21 protein-coding genes are annotated in these 20,118 nt (G+C 44.1%); 8 read left to right on the top strand and 13 right to left on the bottom strand.

The features are described 5' to 3' along the window. Positions 1-10: 10 nt before the first annotated feature. The 6 genes from znuB to ABZM97_RS01675 form a co-directional block, all read right to left on the bottom strand. Complete coding sequence (gene znuB, locus ABZM97_RS01700) at positions 11-853, bottom strand: zinc ABC transporter permease ZnuB (RefSeq protein ID WP_087993114.1); 843 nt, start codon at positions 851-853, stop codon at positions 11-13. Continuing rightward, positions 811-1,506 carry a zinc ABC transporter ATP-binding protein ZnuC gene (gene znuC, locus ABZM97_RS01695; protein WP_087993113.1) on the bottom strand — a complete coding sequence of 232 codons (696 nt, stop codon included), beginning with the start codon at positions 1,504-1,506 and terminating at the stop codon, positions 811-813. The genes znuB and znuC overlap by 43 nt, the downstream gene beginning before the upstream one ends. 54 nt (positions 1,507-1,560) lie before the next feature. Further along, positions 1,561-2,538 (bottom strand): metal ABC transporter substrate-binding protein, encoded by a 978-nt coding sequence (locus ABZM97_RS01690; RefSeq protein ID WP_202328682.1) that lies wholly within the window; start codon positions 2,536-2,538, stop codon positions 1,561-1,563. A 186-nt stretch (positions 2,539-2,724) separates the two neighbouring features. Beyond that, positions 2,725-4,416: an alpha-glucosidase gene (locus tag ABZM97_RS01685; protein WP_367387145.1), complete on the bottom strand. Its 1,692-nt coding sequence runs from the start codon at positions 4,414-4,416 to the stop codon at positions 2,725-2,727. Positions 4,417-4,440: 24 nt separating this feature from the next. Beyond that, the gene (locus ABZM97_RS01680; protein ID WP_087993110.1) at positions 4,441-5,217 is read right to left on the bottom strand and encodes an SDR family oxidoreductase; all 777 of its coding nucleotides are present in this window, start codon (positions 5,215-5,217) and stop codon (positions 4,441-4,443) included. A 107-nt stretch (positions 5,218-5,324) separates the two neighbouring features. After that, positions 5,325-6,446, bottom strand: coding sequence for a RapH N-terminal domain-containing protein (locus ABZM97_RS01675; RefSeq protein ID WP_087993109.1), 1,122 nt, complete (start codon positions 6,444-6,446; stop codon positions 5,325-5,327). 122 nt (positions 6,447-6,568) lie between these two features. Here ABZM97_RS01675 and ABZM97_RS01670 point away from each other — a divergent pair, with 122 nt between their 5' ends. Further along, a complete protein-coding gene (locus ABZM97_RS01670; protein ID WP_087993108.1) occupies positions 6,569-7,072 on the top strand; it encodes a M15 family metallopeptidase in 504 nt (167 codons plus the stop codon). A 6-nt stretch (positions 7,073-7,078) separates the two neighbouring features. On the opposite strand, the gene ABZM97_RS01665 is transcribed toward ABZM97_RS01670, so the two are convergent. Together ABZM97_RS01665 and ABZM97_RS01660 are read right to left on the bottom strand one after the other, a co-directional pair. Then, entirely contained in the window at positions 7,079-8,440 is a 1,362-nt protein-coding gene (locus ABZM97_RS01665; RefSeq protein WP_202328677.1) for a YcdB/YcdC domain-containing protein, read from the bottom strand. Between the two features lie 187 nt (positions 8,441-8,627). After that, positions 8,628-10,007 (bottom strand): YcdB/YcdC domain-containing protein, encoded by a 1,380-nt coding sequence (locus ABZM97_RS01660; protein WP_367387468.1) that lies wholly within the window; start codon positions 10,005-10,007, stop codon positions 8,628-8,630. A gap of 184 nt (positions 10,008-10,191) precedes the next feature. On the opposite strand from ABZM97_RS01660, the gene ABZM97_RS01655 reads away from it, so the two are divergent. Together ABZM97_RS01655 and ABZM97_RS01650 are read left to right on the top strand one after the other, a co-directional pair. Beyond that, positions 10,192-10,332 (top strand): hypothetical protein, encoded by a 141-nt coding sequence (locus ABZM97_RS01655; RefSeq protein WP_141113426.1) that lies wholly within the window; start codon positions 10,192-10,194, stop codon positions 10,330-10,332. Between the two features lie 12 nt (positions 10,333-10,344). Continuing rightward, entirely contained in the window at positions 10,345-11,409 is a 1,065-nt protein-coding gene (locus tag ABZM97_RS01650; RefSeq protein WP_087993107.1) for a DUF4352 domain-containing protein, read from the top strand. Positions 11,410-11,448: 39 nt separating this feature from the next. Here ABZM97_RS01650 and ABZM97_RS01645 read toward each other — a convergent pair whose 3' ends face one another. From ABZM97_RS01645 to natA, 3 genes are all read right to left on the bottom strand, one after another. Beyond that, positions 11,449-12,381 (bottom strand): aldo/keto reductase, encoded by a 933-nt coding sequence (locus ABZM97_RS01645; RefSeq protein WP_202328675.1) that lies wholly within the window; start codon positions 12,379-12,381, stop codon positions 11,449-11,451. Positions 12,382-12,516: 135 nt separating this feature from the next. Beyond that, on the bottom strand, positions 12,517-13,677 hold the full coding sequence (locus tag ABZM97_RS01640; RefSeq protein ID WP_202328673.1) for an ABC transporter permease: 1,161 nt from the start codon (positions 13,675-13,677) through the stop codon (positions 12,517-12,519). After that, positions 13,678-14,418, bottom strand: a complete 741-nt coding sequence (natA, locus tag ABZM97_RS01635) for a sodium ABC transporter ATP-binding protein NatA (RefSeq protein WP_087993104.1) — start codon at positions 14,416-14,418, stop codon at positions 13,678-13,680. Positions 14,419-14,561: 143 nt separating this feature from the next. Between natA and natR the strand changes: the two genes are divergently transcribed. Beyond that, on the top strand, positions 14,562-15,263 hold the full coding sequence (gene natR, locus ABZM97_RS01630; protein WP_087993103.1) for a two-component system response regulator NatR: 702 nt from the start codon (positions 14,562-14,564) through the stop codon (positions 15,261-15,263). A 12-nt stretch (positions 15,264-15,275) separates the two neighbouring features. Next, positions 15,276-16,232, top strand: a complete 957-nt coding sequence (locus ABZM97_RS01625) for a sensor histidine kinase (RefSeq protein WP_367387144.1) — start codon at positions 15,276-15,278, stop codon at positions 16,230-16,232. Between the two features lie 39 nt (positions 16,233-16,271). Here ABZM97_RS01625 and ABZM97_RS01620 read toward each other — a convergent pair whose 3' ends face one another. Then, complete coding sequence (locus ABZM97_RS01620; protein WP_087993101.1) at positions 16,272-17,348, bottom strand: helix-turn-helix domain-containing protein; 1,077 nt, start codon at positions 17,346-17,348, stop codon at positions 16,272-16,274. A gap of 207 nt (positions 17,349-17,555) precedes the next feature. Here ABZM97_RS01620 and ABZM97_RS01615 point away from each other — a divergent pair, with 207 nt between their 5' ends. Next, the gene (locus ABZM97_RS01615; RefSeq protein WP_367387467.1) at positions 17,556-17,939 is read left to right on the top strand and encodes an RDD family protein; all 384 of its coding nucleotides are present in this window, start codon (positions 17,556-17,558) and stop codon (positions 17,937-17,939) included. Positions 17,940-17,977: 38 nt separating this feature from the next. Here ABZM97_RS01615 and lipA read toward each other — a convergent pair whose 3' ends face one another. Beyond that, positions 17,978-18,616 (bottom strand): lipase LipA, encoded by a 639-nt coding sequence (gene lipA / locus ABZM97_RS01610; RefSeq protein ID WP_087993099.1) that lies wholly within the window; start codon positions 18,614-18,616, stop codon positions 17,978-17,980. A gap of 394 nt (positions 18,617-19,010) precedes the next feature. On the opposite strand from lipA, the gene ABZM97_RS01605 reads away from it, so the two are divergent. Further along, positions 19,011-19,136 carry a hypothetical protein gene (locus ABZM97_RS01605; RefSeq protein WP_277986992.1) on the top strand — a complete coding sequence of 42 codons (126 nt, stop codon included), beginning with the start codon at positions 19,011-19,013 and terminating at the stop codon, positions 19,134-19,136. A 391-nt stretch (positions 19,137-19,527) separates the two neighbouring features. Further along, positions 19,528-20,094, top strand: a complete 567-nt coding sequence (locus ABZM97_RS01600; RefSeq protein WP_087993098.1) for a TetR/AcrR family transcriptional regulator — start codon at positions 19,528-19,530, stop codon at positions 20,092-20,094. The last annotated feature ends 24 nt before the right edge of the window (positions 20,095-20,118 follow it).

Here is a 20,118-nt window from a genome sequence, read left to right as displayed (position 1 = left end):
GCTTTTCTTGTTACCGGCGCCCTTTTTTACGCAGGGCTTCTTTTTTGATAAACGTCCAAACGCCCTGAACCGCAAATCCAATCAAAAGCAGAACGATCAAAAGCAGGGTAATAGACGGCCCTGGCGGCGTTCCGAGCTGATAAGATGATGTCAGTCCCATAAAAACACTGAATAACGAAATGAGTATAGCTGCGATAAATACCATGTTAAAGCCTTTCGCAATTCTAATGGCGAATGCTGCCGGCAATACGAGCAGGGCTGATACAAGAAGAACCCCGATGATCGGAATAATGACTGAGATCGCAAGCCCTGTGACGATACTGAATGACATCGACAGAACGTTTGTATTGATTCCGGACGTTTTTGCTGTTGCTTCATCAAACGTCAGCAGGTAGAGCGGTCTTCTCAGTACGATAAAGTAAAGCAGGATCAGCAGTGTAATGATGCCGATAATATAGACCTGCTGCTGGTTTACGGTCACGAGCGATCCAAATAGGTATTGGTCAATGCTCATATTGGCTGTGCCTTTTGAAAGGCTGATTAAAAACATCGCGAAGGACAAACCAGCCGCCATTAAGATGGCAATGGACACTTCTGAATAGGTTCGGTATGCCCGCCGCATGTATTCAATCCCGATTGCGCCTACGGTCACGACGACGATGCTCGCCGCGGTAATATTGGTGCTGAGAAAAAAGCCGATGGCCACACCTGACAATGAAATATGTGATAGTGTGTCAGCCATTAAGGCCTGTCTTCTGAGAACGAGATAAACCCCTAAAATCGGGGCCATGATGGCGATCATGCCGCCTGCTAGAAAAGCTCGTCGCATGAATTCCAAGTCAAACATTTCCATCCGCCTTTTTCTCCTCTCTCTAATCGAATTACTTTATCTAAAAATTGCTGCACTTCATTTTGTTCATGAGTGACCATCACAACTGTGCGGTTGTGATTTTTCACGAGATGGTGCATAAATTCGTAAAATCCTTTTCTGCTGTCATAGTCAACGGCTGTTGTCGGTTCGTCCAGCATTAAGAGATCCGGATTGCTGGCAAGCATTCTTGCGATACAGATTTTCTGCTTCTGTCCGCCTGATAAGTCGCCGATTTTCCGCTCGCGGAGCTCCCACATTTCCACCATTTTCAACGCTTTTTCCACTTCGATATGATCTTCTTCATTTAAACGTTTAAACCATTTCCCTTTTGTGTATCGGCCTGACTGCACAAGCTCCAGCACCGTACTTGGAAAACCGGCATTAAATGAAGAAATTTGCTGCGGGACGTAGCCTATCGTCAGGCGTTTTCCTTCTGTATTCCTTTTACTGATCGTCACCGTGCCTTCCCACGGTTTCAGCATGCCGAGCATGACTTTCATAAGCGTCGATTTAGCGGCGCCGTTTGGGCCCGTGATGCCGACAAACTCACCGCTTTCAATATCAAGTGATACTTTATCCAAAACAGGCGTATGGGAATAGCCGAAAACGATATCTTTCAATGAGACGAGATTCATGTCAATCTTCCTTTCTCACAAAGAAATAGTGTGCACCCTCCGGCGCACACTATCTTATGATTTATCCAATAGTGAATCTTTAAGGGCATCGAGGTTTTGTTTCATAATGTCGATATACCCTAAACCTTTATCTTGTTCTTCTTTGCTTAAGCCCTCCAGTGTATTGAGCACTTCAGTCTTTGCGCCGATTTCACTGGCCAGCGTTTCTGCGACCTTTGAGGATGCAATTTCTTCAAAGTAAATGACTTTTACGTTATGTTCTTTGGCATACGTTTTCAGTTTTGCTAAGTCGGCTGCGCTCGGTTCTTGGTCAGGCGAAAGCCCTGCAATCGGAACCTGCGTCAGACCGTATTCTTTTGCCAAATAGCTAAAAGCTGTATGCTGTGTGATGAATTCTTTCTTCACCGCTTTTTTTACGGTTGTACGATATAGTTTATCAAGATCCTGCAGTTTTGCAATATATTCTTTACTATTTTTCTCATAGTATTCTTTGTTATCCGGGTCCTGCTTTACGATCTGCGCCGTAATATTTTCAACTTCCTTCTGCGCCAGAACAGGGCTGAGCCATACGTGAGGGTCCATTGCATGGCTATGGCTGTGCTCATGCTCCTCGTGCTCTCCGTGTTCTTCATGCTCTTCGTGTTCTTCTTCCGAACCTTCCATTAAATCAATGCCTTTGCTCGCGTTGACGAAAACGGCATGGCCTTGACCCATGCTTTTTTCAGCTGACGGAACCCAAGTTTCCATGTATTCACTATTATAAACGAACAAATCAGCATCTTGAATGTTGGCAATGTCTTTTGGCGTCGGTTCCCAATCATGCGGTTCAACGGAAGATGGAATTAACAAATCCACATCTCCTTTATCTTTTACAATTTGTTTCGTAAATTCATACATCGGGTAGAACGTTGTGACAATGTGCAGTTTATCACTCTTAGAATCCGCCGACCCTTTTGTTGATGAATTGCCGCATGCTGCGACTAATAAAAAGCACGCTGCAATCACAAACAAGCCGCTCCATTTTTTAAACATATCGTATATCCCCTCTTTTTCACATGAACTTTAAATCAAAATGATAACGATTTTGTAATCCTATATCATAATAAACCGAAGTCATTACGTTTTGCAAGAGTAATTTTCGTTTTGATGTTATTCTTCCCGTCTATGGGGCGAATATATGTACTTAAAAAACCCGGCTAAAAAGCCGGGCGGGCTGAGTCATTTGATTGTTTTGTCCAGAAGATATACTCTGCTCTCGTAAGGCTGAAACACCATTTCGTCAGCCAGATCACCGTTGTTTTTATAATTGCTGAGAAGCAAGGATGCCTGATCCTTTCCGCAATACTTAGGCCAACGGAAAACAGCCTGCTCTTTTGAAAAGTTATTGACCGACAAAAGCTGCTGTTTTCCATTTTCTCTCATGTATACAAACAGCTGCGGATCATCCGGAAGCAAAAGATCATAGCTTCCTTTCATGAGGTCAGCGTACTGCTTTCTCAGGCTGAACAGCTTTTTGTAGTAGGTTAAGATCGAATCAGGATCTGCCTGTGCTTCCTCCACATTGATAGTCGAGAAGTTCGGGTTGACCTTCAGCCAAGGCGTGCCGTCAGTAAATCCGGCATTCTTGCCGCTGCTCCACTGCATCGGCGTCCGGGCGTGATCCCGGCTTTTGGCTAAGATCGATCTCATCACATCTTCTGGATCATAGCCTTTTTCAAACACCCGTTTATGATACATATTGACCGTTTGGATATCTTTATAGTCCTCAATTCGGGTAAACGGCGCGTTTGTCATCCCGATTTCTTCTCCTTGATAAATATACGGCGTGCCCTTCATGAAATAAAGAACGGCGGCCAGCATTTTCGCGGATTCTTTCCGGTATTCCCCATCGTCTCCGAATCGCGACACAATCCGGGGCTGATCATGGTTGCACCAAAACAATGTATTCCACCCTTCATATTCAAGCTTCTTTTGCCATGTTGTCAAAACAGACTTTAAATCAGAAAGCTCAAGGGGTTTTACATCCCAATGTTCTTTTCCCGGTTGCTGGTCAAGCTCCATATGCTGAAAGTGAAAAATCATGTTCAGTTCATGCTTATCTGTTCCCGTATACTTCAGGCCTTCCTCCGGTGTGGCGCTTCCTGCCTCTCCGACGGACATGACATCATATTGAGAAAATACTTTATCTGTCATTTCTTTTAAATAGTCATGAATCCGTTCGCCATTTGGCTGGAAAGACTTCGGCTCTGCCCGCTGGTTGATATAGTCCTCATACGAAGGTAGATATTCTTTCTTAGAGATGAGATGGAGCTGATCAATCCGTAACCCGTCCACCCCTTTATCAAGCCAAAATCTCATCATGTCAAATACCGCTTGGCGCACCTCAGGATGTTCCCAATTTAAATCAGCTTGTTTGACGGCATTCATATGGAGATAATATTCTCCCGTGTGCTCCTCGTATTGCCAGACCGGGCATCCGTAGTCAGACACCCAGTCCGTCGGTAGGCCGTTCTTTGTGCCAGGGCGCCAAATGTAATAGCTGCGGTATTTGCTGTTTTTGTCCAGCTCCGCTTCTTTAAACCACGGGTGCTCGACCGAGGTGTGATTTAACACAAAATCCATCACTAGCTTTAATCCGCGCTGATGCACCTGGTCAAGCAGCTCGTGAAAATCGTCCATCGTTCCGTATGAATCCATAATCGTCTTATGGTCTGTCACATCATAGCCGTAATCAACATTCGGAGAAGGATAAATCGGGCAAATCCAAATCACGTCTGCTCCGAGCTCCTTTATGTAATCAAGGCGGGACATAATTCCCCGCAAATCTCCAATTCCATCTCCATTGCTGTCCTGAAAGCTTCTCGGATAAACTTGATAGACCACCGCATCCTTCCACCAGTCTGTCTTCATCCCGCAATCCCCCTGTTTTATGTTCTATTCAAGCTGAGACGGATAAATTGTCATTCCGCCATCGACGAAGAGTGTGGTGCCGGTTACATAGCTCGCTTCCTCAGAAACAAGCCAAGCCGCTGCTGCTGCCACTTCTTCCGGCTTTCCGAAGGCATTCATTGGGATTTTTTTCAATTGTTTTTGTCTGCTCTCTTCCTTTTTCGTATCCACATTTGATTCTGTGGCAATGGTTCCGGGCGCTATTGCGTTGACGCGAATTCCTTTATCCGCATAATTGAGCGCCAGCGTTTCTGTCATCATCTTGATGCCGCCTTTCGACGTGGAATACTGAACATTGACGGGGCGCGGGATCTGCTGGTGAACGCTCGAAATATTCAGCACATTGCCTTTGATGTTGTTTTTCATCATGTGGCTAAGGGCTGCTTTTGCTCCCAGAAAGGTTCCGGTGATGTTGACATCAATGACTCTCTGCCAATCTTCAAGACTCATCTCATGCGGCATAGCCTCCGCGCCGTTAAAACCCGAGTTGTTCACCAGAACATCGAGCGTGCCGAAATGGTCTAAAGCGGTGTCCAAGAGCGCCTGAATTCCTTCTTCTTTTGACACGTCCGCCTCAACTGCGACGGCTTTCCCTCCGTTATGCTTAATGATGTCCACCGTTTCATCGGCTCCAGACGGGTCGCTGTGATAATTCACAACAACATTCATTTTCTCCTGCCCGAACCGTTCCGCAATGGCTTTCCCGATTCCTTTTGAAGAACCTGTCACGATCGCTGTTTTTCCGGTTAAATCTTTATACATAAACGATATCCTCCTCTGATTTTCCATTATGCAGTGGAAAATACCCCATTTTTCCGGGTTGAAAACAGCATAAAAAAGCAGAGAACCTGTATGTTCTCTGCCATTTTCTATCGAAAACGCTGCTCAGCAAGCTTCTTTTTAATATTCATCAGCCTGCGGTAAAAGAAAGCGGCGGACTCGTAACGTTCTTGCTGATTGAAATGTTCCGCTGTATCATGCAGCAGTTCTTCAGCATCGGCAAGAAGCTGGCGGGATTCCAGCAGGTCGAAGCATTCTTCAAGCACCTTCCAGTCGCCGCTGCCAAGATAAAGCTCATGAATGAGGCGGAATTTCGTCAAGTACATGTCATCTGCCCATTCAGCAGCGCTCTTGATCCCGCGGTCATATGCTTCTGCCGCTTTGTCGTATTTTGCCTGTTTACAGTAGATATGGGTCAGTGAAAAAACGGCTTGAACGACCTGCTGAAAGTTGTGCCTCTCAAAAATGACGGCGGCTGTTTTAATATAGCCCTCCGCTTCATTGAAATCTCCCAGACTGTACTTACAGTGTCCGACATTATAATGGGCAGCGGCGATCATATACGATTCTTCAAGCTGCCTCGCATGATCTAAGGCACTGCACAAGTGTATCAGCGCTTTTTCATAATGATAAACATCGGTCAAATTTCCGGCAATGATAAATTCACACTGCACGCGGCGGCGCCCGTACAGCTCATATTTCGTATAGATATCAAGCGCCTGGCTCGCATAATTCATGGAAAAATACGTTTGTTTGATGTGATAATACACTTCTGCAACCTTAAAAAGAAACTCAGCTTTTTCGATCTCATCCTCGACATACTCAAGCTTTTCCTCGGCATGTTTATAATGGTCAATCGCTAATATGAAATTTTTCTGTTTAAATTCGTACATCCCTCTGAAATAATAAAAGTAGTATTCCAATAAGCCTGTGAGTTTTTGCTGATTGCTTTCAATTTCGTTCAGCATATCAGAGAACGGAGGCTTGGTGTCGCTGTCTTTCACCGGCATCAGCTTATCCAGCATGATTCGATGCCGGAATTCCATCAAAGAAAAATATAAAAGCAAGTCCTGATTTTCTTCCATGTCTTCTAAATCGTATTCGATCTCCTGCTTTAACGCTTCTGCTTGATCTGCTTCAAATGCGCGAATGAGCTTGTACCATTCGTTTAGCTTTACTGCTACTTCCTCAGATGGAATCTTTGCTCTCATCTATCTGCCTCCTTCCTCCTGCTACTATTTATGTTATATTTTATCATAGCTGTTCTCTTTTAGAGAGAGTCAATCACTTAAAAGCGAAAACATTCAGCACATCATGAGAAAGTGAGACCGATATGAAATTATCCGCAAAAATATCCGTTATCTTATGTATTCTGTTTCTTCTTGATCTGTGTTTTAGTTATATACGAAACGAATGGCATTCTCAAAACGCCCTGCAGAATATGCCTGTCCCTTCGGATCTTCATCCGATTGTGAAACAGAACGCCGATGCTCTCAAGGCCGCAGCGGCGAAAAAAGGCATTAACGTTGTCATTACAGAAGGATTCAGGTCCTTTAAGGAACAAGACGAATTATATAAACAGGGGCGTACAAAAGAAGGGAATATTGTCACCTATGCAAGAGGAGGAGAATCGTATCATAACTATGGTTTCGCCATAGATTTCGCCCTGCAAAAAAAGGATGGCAGCATCATTTGGGACATAGAATATGACGGCAATCAAAACGGTCAATCAGATTGGGTGGAGGTTGTCGAGATTGCTAAGAAGCTCGGTTTTGAGTGGGGCGGCGACTGGAAACGATTCAAGGACTACCCCCACTTGCAGATGATTCCTGACTAGACACCCTCACAGCCTTTTCTTTTTCCTTATGTGCGCATCAATGTAGGAAGGATAAACAGGCTTATACACCAGCTTGTAATGCTGAACGCTGCCCGCTGTAAAATCAGGCTGCCATTCCAGCTTCACATCAAAAGCGGCTAAAAACGTTTCTCTCGCTTCTTGAGCTGAAACATCCGGCCTGTGATTGATTGATTCTAATTGTTCAGGATCAATATCCGGCGCCATAAAAGCATCTATCATTCCGGTTTCCGGATTGACAATGATTCGGGCAGCACCGAACCGCAGCGGCACTTCTTTATACCAGACAGAAAAATGATTGCGGATTCTCCCTCTTTCATCAATTAGGATGGGATTCACTTTGAAAAACTCAGCCGCTCTAGGATAAAGCGCATATAAAAACTGAAGCGCTGTCCTTTGGCATTCTTCTATTGAGCATTGGCGGGTGTTCCGCTGTTCCATAAAAGAGAGCGCTGCTTTTAACTTCCCTGTTGTTTTGTCCGTTTTTATTTTGATTGTGTTTTTATTTCTCGTTTCAAAATAACTCCCTATGCTTAAATCCTTCCGCTCCGGCGCAGTTCCTTCGCGCCACGTGCTTCCCATTTCTTCTCCAAAGTCCTTTTCACTGACTTTCTGCATATCAGGGGTGAAGCCCAGCATCGTATATATATCGATTTTTTCCGTGTTCTGAAGCGTCGGCAGGGGCGTCCCGTTTTCTATTCTTTCATCAGCGATATGCTGGTCGGGAACGATTTCGTCTACATCGGCGGGATAGCTGTATCCCGGCAGAATCGGTTCATACAGAAGCCTTGGTGCCTGTTCGCCATCTATGACATCGTACATCAGCCGCAAAGACATTGTATTTACGTAATGGGACACAACCTTCTCTTTTGCTACAAATTCCTTTGGAACTTCGGCTTTATGCCCTTCTCCGTAATATAAAAAATGGACAATCTGTCCGCTGCGTGTCATATCAATCAAAAAGCCTGAATTGGGAAGCGGAAGCCCCAGTTCCATTTTGGCATATATAAAACGGATGCGTTGCCCCCGTTCTTCCTTGCCCTGAAAATGAAATTTCATAAATGTGCCGGGATGGTTGGCAGCAGCAAATTGAAGAGCCTTCAGCTTCAGCTCGGCATCTGGGAGCTTTTTGTCTGCCTCGGAGCGCACGGTTGTTGAAAAGGTGAGCAAAGCGCCGTCATTTCCAAGTTCAACTGTAATGTGCTTTTCAGGATCTTTAGGGTCCTTCCAGATGAAGTACGCCTGCCCCTTTTTCTTTTGCTTTTGGTCGTAATCTTCTATCTCAAGCTCATAATGCGGCGGTACATTCCCGATTCCTTGCGCCTTCTTTTTCAGCTGTTTATTAACCAATGAAGTCATCCTTTCAAAAGAGTCTACGACAAAGAGAATCCTGTTTATTATATAAAAGGACCCTTCTTCATTTAAAGTGAAGAAAGGTCCTTTTATATTATTGTCTTTATTCTCTAATATTCTTTCTGTTACTTTCATCACACGTCATCTTATATATTTGTTGGCATTTGTATGGCCTTTTACTGTTTTACCAGACACTCATCACTGGCTCTCCTGTATGGGCTTCAATAAAACACGGATACACCGGCTTGTAGACGAGCCGGTAGCTGTTTCCTTCATCATCACGGTATTCCCTCTCCCAGCTAAGCTCAACTTTAAAATGCTTCCAGAAGATAGACTTCGCTTGTTCTGCTGAAATAGCCGGAACCGGATGAATGGTTTCCAGCTCCTTCGGGTCAATATCCGGTCCCATATAAGCGGTAATGCGGCCGGTCTGGCGGCTGACGCAGATTCTGGTCTGTCCAAACCGGAGCGGCACTCCATGACAGTGCGCTTCAAATGTAAAACCAGCGACTGCGTTATCTTCTTCATCCGGTTCGTCGTACCTGATCTTAAAATATTGATCGGCATTCGGAAATAAAGCAAACAGGAAGCGAATCGCAATTTTTTCACACTCTGCCTCAGTTACTGTCAACGGCCCTTTTTTCTCCATAAATGACATGACACTTTCGAGTTTTCCGGTATCTTTGTTATGGATGGTTTTCAGCACTTGATGAACCCGTCCTCTAAACCAGCTGTCCATGCTTTTATCCGCCGGCTCATATACAGGATCATCCGGATTCCGCCAAACAGTCCCGATTTTTCCGTCTCCCAAATCCGCTTCCCGCTCTTTGACAAACTCTTTTTCGATGCCGATCATGCTGCTTAGATCAACCTTTTCATAAATGTCTTCGAATAAAGGGAGAGGAAAGCTTTCACGCTCCCTGTCATCGTCATCAATTGCCCATTCTTCTAGAACCAAATCCGCGGGCACGGTGATGGCTCTGCATTCAGGCTCATACACCAAATGCGGCTGATCGTCCCCGTTTTTGTAAACAGAACGATTGAGAACTTCAAACAATAGGTTGAACTCCACATCCTTCTTGATAAAGGCAAGTGCCTCCTCATCATCAGCGATCCGCTTTGGTTTGATGATGCTGCCCGCTTTCCCGTAATAGCGGAAGTAAATGATCTCGCCTGATAAGGTGATATCCGCCATAAATCCGCTCATGGGAAGAGGAAGACCGTCCTCTATTTGAACATATGAAAATCTCACCTTATCATCGTATGTACGGCCATTTTCTTCACAGACAAAGTCAGTGAGCGCTCCGGGATAATGAGTCTCGACAAATTGGCGCATGATATTCTCTAATTGCTCTTCAGACAGCCTTTTTTTGCTCTCAGGCTCAATATCACGGGAAAGTGACGTAAGCTGCCCGTCCGGATCAAGTTCCACGATAATGCCGATGTGTTCATCGTGAGGATCTATCCAACAAAAATAGGTTCTTTTTTCATCATCGCCATAATCTTCAATTTCCAGTTTTAAGTGTTCCGGAACCCGGCCGATTTCCAGTGCTTTTTGTTTCATTTCCTCTTTGTTCAACAAGACGCCCCCTCTAACTAATCAAAAAGTAATAGTCTAAAATACACAAATTTCTGAGTTTACCAGTTTTACCAGAACATTTTTCACCAAAAATAGGATGATGAACCTATTCAATATAAAAGCCAATAATCTTAAAATTAAATCCGTTGTAACTTTTATAGGTCCATTTATAACAAAGAAGGGCGGAGTTTCCATAAAACCCGGTGAAAACCGTGAGAAAAGAACTGATTTTTTTGGTTATTTGATGCTAATCCATTCAAAAAGATCCATTTCTCAAAGACAAAAGACTCTCTTACCCAAAACCACTTGAGGAGGAAAAAGAATGTTCCAGAAAAAAACGCAAGCTGTTTTCCTAATTCTTCTGCTGATGATGTTTACAGCCGCTTGTTCCGGAAGCAAAACAAGCGCGGAGAAGAAAGAGTCAGAAACAGAAAAAAGCTCAGATATAGCTCAAGTCAAACTTAAAGATGTCTCTTATACACTGCCGTCTAAATATGATAAGTCCACTACAGATGGCCAGCTTGTGTTAAAAGTCAATGTCGCTGTGAAAAACACAGGGAAAGAGCCGCTGAATGTAGACAGTATGGATTTCACTTTGTACCAAGATGATACCAAAATGTCTGACACAGACCCTGAAGACTATAACGAAAAGCTGCGCAGCAGCACGATTAACGCTGATAAATCCGTTGAAGGAAGCCTTTTCTTTGTTGTAGATAAAGGCGAGAAATACGAGCTTAACTATACGCCGGAATCTTACGGTGATAAAAAGCCAAAATCAGTTACTTTCAAAATTAATGGTAAAGACAAAAAAATCCTTGCAACAGCCGATCAGCTACAAGACTCTGCAAAAGCATTATCGGCTTATGTTGACGTCCTTCTTTTCGGTAAAGACAACGCTGATTTCGAAAAAATCACCGGTGCCAACAAAAACGAAATTGTACATGATTTCAACGAATCAGCCAAAGACGGCTATCTCTCTGCTTCCGGCCTTTCAAGCACATACGCGGACAGCAAAGCGCTTGATAATATCGTAAACGGCATTAAAGCGGGATTAAGCAAAAACTCTTCCATCCAGGCGAAAACCACATCGCTCTCTAAAGACGAAGCAATTGTTGAAGCCACTATCAAACCTGTAGATGCGTCTTCGCTCTCAGACCGCATCGAAGACAGAGTAAAAGACTACTACAGCAAGAATGCTGGCGCGAGCTATGAGGATGCTGTGAAATACGCGCTTCAAGTATATCCTGAGGAATTCAAAAAGCTCGGACCGGCTTCATCTGAAAAAACGGTTGAAGTGAAAATGAAGAAGAACGACATCGACCAATGGCAGCTTGATATGGACGATTACAGAGCAGCAGAATTAGTCGAAGCATTCATCAAAGAATAAAACACCAAAAGGAAATAGCCACCGCTGCTATTTCCTTTTTTATGTAAAAATCCCGCTGATAAATTCCACTTCATCTTCGGTCAGTTCAATGTTCAAGGTTTTCAGGTTATCTTTCAATTGCTCTGGACGCTTAGCGCCTGGAATGATGGCGTCTATTGCCGGTCTCGTTAACAGCCACGCCAATGCGACATGTGCCGTCTCCGCTTGTTTTTCCTCCGCCACCGCTTTCAGCTTATCTACTTTTGTGAGGTTGTGAATAAACGTTTCTCCCTGAAATTGCGGCTTATCCTTTCTAAAGTCATCAAAGACCGTATCTTTCGTGAATTTTCCTGTCAGCAGTCCGGACGCGAGCGGAAAATAAGGAATAAAGGATATGCCGTGTTTTTCACAGTATGGAAGAATCTCCCTCTCGGCATCACGCTGAATGAGAGAGTATTCTGCCTGGAAGACCTCCAAATAGCCGTCTGCATTAAATTCCTGCAATTGCTGATCATTGAGGTTTGAAGCGCCGATCGCTTTGATTTTCCCCTCATCCTTCAGCTCCTTCAGCGTGCCTGCCACCTCAGCAAGAGGGGTTTTGCCATCAGGGAAATGAACATAATACAAATCAATGTAATCTGTTTTCAAGCGCTTCAGACTCTTTTCCACCTCGCCGCGAAGAAACTCCCGGCTGTTGTCTAATTCAATGCTGCCATTCACTTCTTTATGGGCCCCTTTGGTGGCAATCATGAGCTCATTCCGTGCGCCGCGTTCCTGCACAACTTCGCCGATTAATTCTTCAGAACGCCCCAGTCCGTATATAAAGGCGGTATCAATAAAATTCACGCCGCCATCCAATGCCGTTCTCACCAAATCCTTCCCTGTTTCATCATTCAGGTTCGGAAATAGATTATGTCCGCCGACCGCATTCGCGCCGAATCCGATCCGCTTCACCCGCAGCTTCGTTTTGCCAAGAGTACGTGTTTGATCCATTGTTTCTTCTCCTTCGAAACAAATTTTGATGAAAAATAGTGCAGGGTCACTTTCTGTATTAGATATCCTTTTTCTATTTTCCTCCTTTTATCAGGATATACAAAAAGGAGAAAGTGTATTTCTCCTTTTGCAAGTTTATTTTGGCAGAACCCATTTATCCTTCAAGAAGCAGGCTCTGGCCAGTAAAAAGAATATGGCGATGAGCACGGCGATGGTTCCTGATGTATACAAAATGGCAGCCGGGTCAATCATCCCGAATAAAAGCTGTTTGAATAAAGCGTGCAGGTTCAGAAATGGGATGAAAAAGTATGATAAATCAAATTGGTTCGGTGCCTTGCTGAGGATGAAAAACATCGGGAACACAGGCAGAAAGACGACAAGAGACATATAGCTTTGCGCTTCTTTTACCGAGCTGGAAATGATGCTGATGAAAAGCTCCATCGCAGAGATCAGCAATGCAGAAAGCACGATGATTAAGGCGGAAGCGCCGAGCACAACCCACATATGATCTCCCAACTGGAAGGCGGTCCTTAAATTTTCGGTAAATAACACGGTGGACAAAATCAAAAACATCAAAGCCAATACGCCTGAAGCAATTCCAAAAGTGGAAACCGCAAGCCACTTGCCGACCAGCACTTTGTTTCGGCTGACCGGCGTCAACAGCAGTGCTTCGATTGATTTCCTGTCCTTTTCCCCAGCCATGATATCAAGAGCAATCGGCATTGCGCCCGAAACAATGGATGTCAGGATCAGCATGGGCAAAATGGCAGAAATCATAATAGCCGAAGCCCCTTTCTCCTCGTCCCCTTCCTTTTGCTGAATCATAAACGGCTGGATTACCGATTGATCAATATGCTTATTTGTTAAACGGTCTTGGACAATTTCATTTTTGTACTGATCTAAGGCAGATTGCACAAGCTGCATGGCATTTGACGAGCCTTGATCGATTGAATTGCCGTAAACATCGATTTTAAAAGGCGTCATGCTGTTGACATATGAGTCGAACTCTTTCGGGACGTTCAGGTACACATCTGCTTTTCCGTCATCAACCGCCTCTTCAGGATTTGTAAATGTTTTTACACTGATCTCGTTAATCACATTGAACTTGCTTTCCAGTGCGGACGGCAGAGAATGGCCGACAGCCAGTGTGTATTGCTCCCCTTTGTCGGACAGCATGCTTTCATAAAAGAATACAAGCCCAAGCATTGTAATCATTGGAACTAAAATCGTGAGTAATATCGTTTTTCTATCGCGCAGCGCGTCGATCATTTCTTTTTTATAAATATGGCTCAGCATTTAAGAAATCCCCCTGACAAGCTTAGACATAAAGATGTAATTCAAATCGTTGCTCCGCTCGCTCTCGTATAATGATTCAAGCGCTCCCCGGTAAATCACCTCTCCGCTGTGAATCATGATGACACTGTCACAGAGCGCCTGCACTTCCTCCATAATGTGGCTGGAAAATAGAATGGTTTTTTGTTCTCTTTTCAGCTGCTGGATAAATTCGCGGAAGATGTTGCTTGATGTAATATCAAGTCCTGTTGTCGGCTCATCAAATAAAATGATGTCCGGATCGTGAATCAGCGCTCTAGCAATGGCGACTTTCTGCCTCATCCCTTTAGAAAACCCACCCACTCTCCTGTTCATATAATCACGCATACCGAACCGTTTCGATAAATCTTCTATTCTTGCTTTGATTTCGTGGCGGTTTAACCCGTACAGCCGGCCGAAATATTGTAAATTTTCTTTAGCGGTCATCCGGTCGTAAAGTCCGGTTTCTCCTCCGAATAAGACGCCGATTCTTTTTTTGACCTCGGCGGGCTGCTTGACCGTGTCAAAGCCGGCTACAGTGATAGCACCCTGTGATGGTTCAAGCAAGGCAGCAATCATTCTCAGCATCGTGGTTTTGCCGGCACCGTTTTCTCCGAGAATGCCGACGACTTCTCCTTTTTGAATGGTTAAGCTTACATCTCGCACCGCTTTGACTACTTTTTTCTTATCATGAAACCTGCGGCTGCAATCGGTCAGTGTAATCATGTCACAATCTCCCTTTTCGTTATTTCTAGTAATGACTATATACGAATTGCTGGATTTGTTGGATAAAGTTGTCGCGAAGAGTTCTTTTTATGTCGCGAAATGGGATAAAATAAAGATGATTCTATGTAACTAGGGGAATGATAATGGTAAAAGTCGGACTTGTCGATGATTATCGAGTAGATTTAGAGAAACTGGAAGCGATCGTGTCCAGAATACAGGATATCGAATTAGTCTTTTCGACCGATTCAGCGAAGGAAGCCTACAGGCGGGTGAAGAACGGAGACATTGATTTGCTGCTTGCCGATATCGAGATGCCTCACATGTCTGGCTACGAGCTTGCTGATTTGATCAGGTCCCACTCGCTTGATGTGGATGTGATTTTCGTTACCGGCAACGGCGGCTATGCAGTCCACGCCTTTGACCTGAACGTCCATGATTATATTATGAAGCCGTACCATGCCGACCGGCTGAAGGCTTCTTTCGACCGTTATGTGAAAAAGAAAACGGAAACGAGTTTGAATGGACGGATATTAATTAAGCAAAAATCTGAAATGCACGTCCTGCAAAAGAAAGATATCATCTTCGCAGAACGGACGGGACGTTCGACGACGATTGTGACAACCGCCGAAGAGGTGCAGACGTATCAAACATTAAATGATATTAAAGGTGACCTGCCTGAGAAAGATTTTCTCCGTTCACACCGTTCCTTTATTATCAACATCCATTACATAAAGCATTTTTCCGCTTATACAAAGCATTCGTTTACGGTTGCTTTTGAGGGAACGCCTAAAAAAGCGATGATCACCAAGCAGCAGCTTGATTATTTTCAAAACTACTATTTTTGAGGAGTTCGGAACGTGATTACCTTTTTTCAATGTCTTTGCTTGTTTATTTTTAGTTTCATATTTTATCAGGGGGCTGCTGCTCTTTCACTCAGTACAGCCGTCTCTTTGCTTGCGGCTGCTTTAGGCACAGCTGCAGCAGGCTTGTACCTCTGGAAAACGAAGCGGGTGTGGGATCGCTGTTCCCCTCAGCTCTGTATGTGGATCGCTGTCATTCAAGTGATGTCAGCGGCGGTGCTGATTGGCGCTTCTATACTGCCGGCATTGTTTGTGATCGTGATATTTACAGCATGTGAAGGGCTTCGTATCGGACAGTCTGCCTTGCAGGCAAGGCTTTCTGATCAAATTGATAAGCTGGTGAAAGCTGAACAGCACGCCAATCACATGCTGATGGATGTCAGAAGCCGAAATCACGACACAATGAAGCATATGACAGCGATCCGTGCAGCGCAGTCCAAGGCAGATACACAAGCATATATCCAAAACTGTACGGATCTGTATAGTCAATATGACCGTTTTTTAAAGGGAGAGAATGCGTACGTTGCAGGGGTGCTTTATGATTTTCTTGAAAAAGCACGTGCTTCAGGTGTGAAGGTTGCGCTGAATATGCATACCCCGCTTTCCTCACTTCCGTTTTCACCCGCTGACCAGGTCAGCTTGGTCGGCAACCTATTGGAAAATGCGCTAGACAGTGCAGCGGAGGCCCGAGAAAAAGGGGAGATTAAACTGGAAACCTCGCTGCGCAGCGGGCTTTATGTGCTGATTTGTGAAAACAGCACGCCCGGCATGGACCCAAAAGTGCTCGACACACTGTATCAATCATTTGGCCGTTCAACGAAAAGCGGCGGCGATCATGAAGGCATGGGCACATATATCATTCAAAAACTGGTAAAAAGCGCTTCTGGCAGACTGGATTTCACCTATCGCCATCCTGTCTTCCGGTTAGAAATCAAAATTCCGTTCCAGAAATAAAAAAACCTTGAAAAGCCCGGCTTTTCAAGGTTTTTTTCATTATGAGGATAACGCTTGCGCAAAGCGATCCGCTTCGTCTTGCAGCGTGCTTTCAATTTCTTTGTAGCGGCTGGAAATGGTAGATGCGCTTACGCCGTATTTTTTCGCCAGTTTAGCTTGAGAAACGGACGCGCCGTTAAGAGAAATCGCATTTACATAATATTCAACTGCCGCCGCAAAAGCTTCCGGTTTTCTGATGACAGGTGATTTTTTCTCGCAGAATGTTTTCCAGATATCAATGACAGCCGGAATCAATTCAGTCGGATACTCATCTCCGCTCATGCCTTCTTCGATAGCCGCAGCTGTTTCTTTCTCCATGTCGTTTGCCCACTCAACGCTGCTCTCTTCCGCTGCCTCTGCTTGCGGCTCTTCCTCTTTCTCCGCTAACAGCGCGAACAGAACGTTGTTGAATTCTTGTTTCATGAAATCCTCCGGCGTTTTGCCGTTCTTCACAGCGGCATCCGCATATTTCTTCACCTTGCTGATCAGCGCTTCGGTTCTCTTCACCGGAAAGATCGTGAACTGCATGAAGAATTCTGCTTTTTCCGCTTCATGGATCGGATAGCCGAGAATCAGGCTTCCCACTGGCGGAAGGTCTTGGTTATTTTTATCCATTTCCACTTCGAATTGTTTTGTCGTAATCACATCCTCAAAGTGAATGACACCTTCTTTCAGGTCTTGCAGCAGCAATAACGCAGGTGTCATGCTCTTCCATGATTCAACGATCTCACGCGTTTTCGGACGAGTGATCGAATCGCCTTTTTTCTGAAGGTAATCTTCGAAAATGGTCTTTTCACCAGCAAGAGGGTGGAAGAAGATTCCCCAGATCCCTAAGTTAAATACGCTGATGTCTTTCGTCTGTCTGTCCATAGCTGAAAGAAAATCATGCTGATTGATAAATCCTGACATGCTTTCTCTATGTACGGTGAAGGCAAACTCCACTAAGTCTTCCTGAATTTGTTTTGCTTCTTTTGCCGCTAGTTCTGTCGGGAAGTCGACAACTTTACTTCCGCAGCATTTTTTATATTTCTTGCCGCTGCCGCACGGGCAAGGGGCATTTCGTTTCACTTTTCCCACAATAAACCCTCCGAATTCTGTTGTAACTTTTCTATTTTAACAAAAATAACTTCTGAGGGCTTGGTTTCGGGCTAAAAAAGAATTTGGTAATATGAAAAGCCGGCTGGCGATGTTAATTTACCTATGACATTTTAACTAGATTTTGTGATTTATGACTTTTAACCGATTCCCGCTTAAGGCTCTTCTTTTTTACAATCATTAGGAATGTTGGAACCAGCTGGTTTTATGCTGCGCGCCTGCGCTCTCATACTTGATGTGATCATCGCAGCCGCAGTGATTTTGGCATCCGGATTTACGTTGGGGGACGGGTCCGCCGGCGTCATTGTTGCCGCCATTTTGATGCTGCTTGTGTATCCTTTGCTGATGCCGCTGACAAATTGGAAGGGTACATTCGGAAAAAAAATCATCGGGCTGCAAATTGTGAGGGACGAAACATGCGAGAAAATCACCCTCCCACAGGCCATTGCCCGTTACATAATCGCGTGGGTGCATGTATTCTCCCGCCTGATCTATTTGACAGCCGCCTTTACGAAGAAAAAACAAGCCGTTCATGATATGGCGGCGAAAACGGTTGTGCTGAAAGCAGAATAACCTTGAAGAATAGACATTCTTCAAGGTTATGTTTCTCATTAGTTCGTATTTTGGCCACCGCCGTTCAGTCCTTCTTTAATCAGGCTGTTGACTTGGCTGCTGTATAGAAGGCCGATGTGGCCAACACCATGAATTTGAACGTTTTTAGCACCGTCTAATCTTGATAAATAATTCATGACAATCATATCGGCACTGCTGTAAATGGATGTGTACAAAATCTTTTGATTAGGATCTGTTCCCGGCAGCGCCTTGCCTGTCGTCAAACGATTCGCGCCGCCAAGCGTTACGACGTTTTCAATTTTGTTTCCGCCGTCCAGATTTTTTATGTAATAAAGTGAGTTCGCGCCCCCCATGCTGTGAGCGACAATATCCACTTTTTGCGCACCTGTTTCGTCCAACACCTTTTGCACAAAACGTGATAATACAGGGCCATTGTTATAATTCGTGCCTGTCTTGTCCCAAAAATCAACTGCATACAGCTTGCTCCGTGACCAGCCTTGAGAGACGAGATAACTCTTAATACCCGCAAAATTGAATGATGCTCCTCCAATACCGTGTACCATAACAACCGGATTGTGTTCAGCGGCCTTTGCTGACGGCTGCACCGCAAACAGCGATGTAACAGACAGTACCAAAATTGTTACAAGTGCAATGAACTTACTTTTTACAAATTTCATAAAATCCTCCTTTTTTTGTAACAAATTCTTCAATTATATTACGTTACCAAATTAATTAGGTAAAGGGTAATTTCACCTTATTTTTAAAGAGATTTTAAGGTTCGGAGGGATACCTTTTTTCCTATTTTTGTTTTTAAAATGAATATATTGACAATATTCTCGCCGCTGAGTTCAATATGACCATCATTTTCGGTGCTGTCTCGATTTGTTTCTGTTCATTGTTAGATTGTTAAGCAGTGAGTATCACGTCGTCTTTACTAAAGGTCATTCAATTTTTGCACTTACTTCCAATCAATAGTTCTGGCATTATTTTCCTACGAAAATGAAGAAAGGTTTGAACTTCGCAGTGAATTTACTAAAGAGTTTTGTGTTTGGAGTATTAGGGGCATTATTCATGTCAATTGTTAGAGAACATTTTTCTTTCACTGTGACATTAACAGTTTTAGTTGTTGTTATTACAGTTGCATTCTTTCTTGATGGTGTGTGGAAAAGGCATAAAAAAAAGAGAGAAGAGGAGTAATCCTTTTCTCTCTTTTTTATTTGGTTTGATTTTCGTCTTTGGGTTTAGTGAATTTCGTGGAATAGCCAGCGAATAATAAAAAGATAATGGCAAGAAGATAAGCTAAGATGCCTTGGTGAAATACGTATATTGAAATGACGTGAGATACTGCGGCAAGAAGAATGAGGATCATTGTGTATCTATTGAATCGCAAATGAGGGAGACCTCCCTTATCGGTTTCTTAGATCATTTTACCATTTGCAAATTCAAAGATAAAGATAGCCAAAAGCACCCAGAGTCCCTTCAATTTTTGTTTTTCATACAGTCAATTTCTCTTGACAACTGATGGTTGAATCATGATAATAGACCAGTCACTATATTTTTGATTGCAATTCAGTGAGGTGGGAATGTTATGAGTTATGGAGATTCCCGTGAGAAAATCCTTTCGGCAGCTACCCGGCTTTTTCAGCTGCAAGGTTATTACGGCACGGGGCTGAGCCAGATTATAAAGGAAAGCGGCGCGCCTAAAGGCTCTCTTTATTACCACTTTCCGGGCGGTAAAGAACAGCTGGCGATCGAAGCGGTGAATGAGATGAAGGATTATATCCGCCAGAAAATCGCGGACTGCATGGAAGCGTACACCGATCCGGCGGAAGGCATTCAAGCCTTTTTGAAGGAGTTATCGTGCCAATTTTCATGTACGGAAGACATAGAAGGCTTGCCTGTCGGTTTGCTTGCGGCTGAGACGTCATTGAAAAGCGAACCATTGAGGGATGCCTGTCATGAAGCCTACAAAGAGTGGGCCCTTGTGTATGAGGAAAAACTGCGGCAGGCAGGCTTTAGCGAAAGCCATGCTAAGGAAGCCAGCACCGTGATTAACGCGATGATTGAAGGCGGTATTCTTCTATCTTTGACGGCAAAAAACAGCACACCGCTCCTTCATATCTCCAACCGCATTCCTGCCCTGCTGAAGAGATAAAAAAAGACATACTTATACAAGCTG

Source organism: Bacillus vallismortis (assembly GCF_040784915.1).
Taxonomy (GTDB): domain Bacteria; phylum Bacillota; class Bacilli; order Bacillales; family Bacillaceae; genus Bacillus; species Bacillus subtilis_G.
The sequence above is the reverse complement of the archived record's forward strand: the minus strand, read 5'-3'. Positions and strand labels throughout refer to the sequence as shown.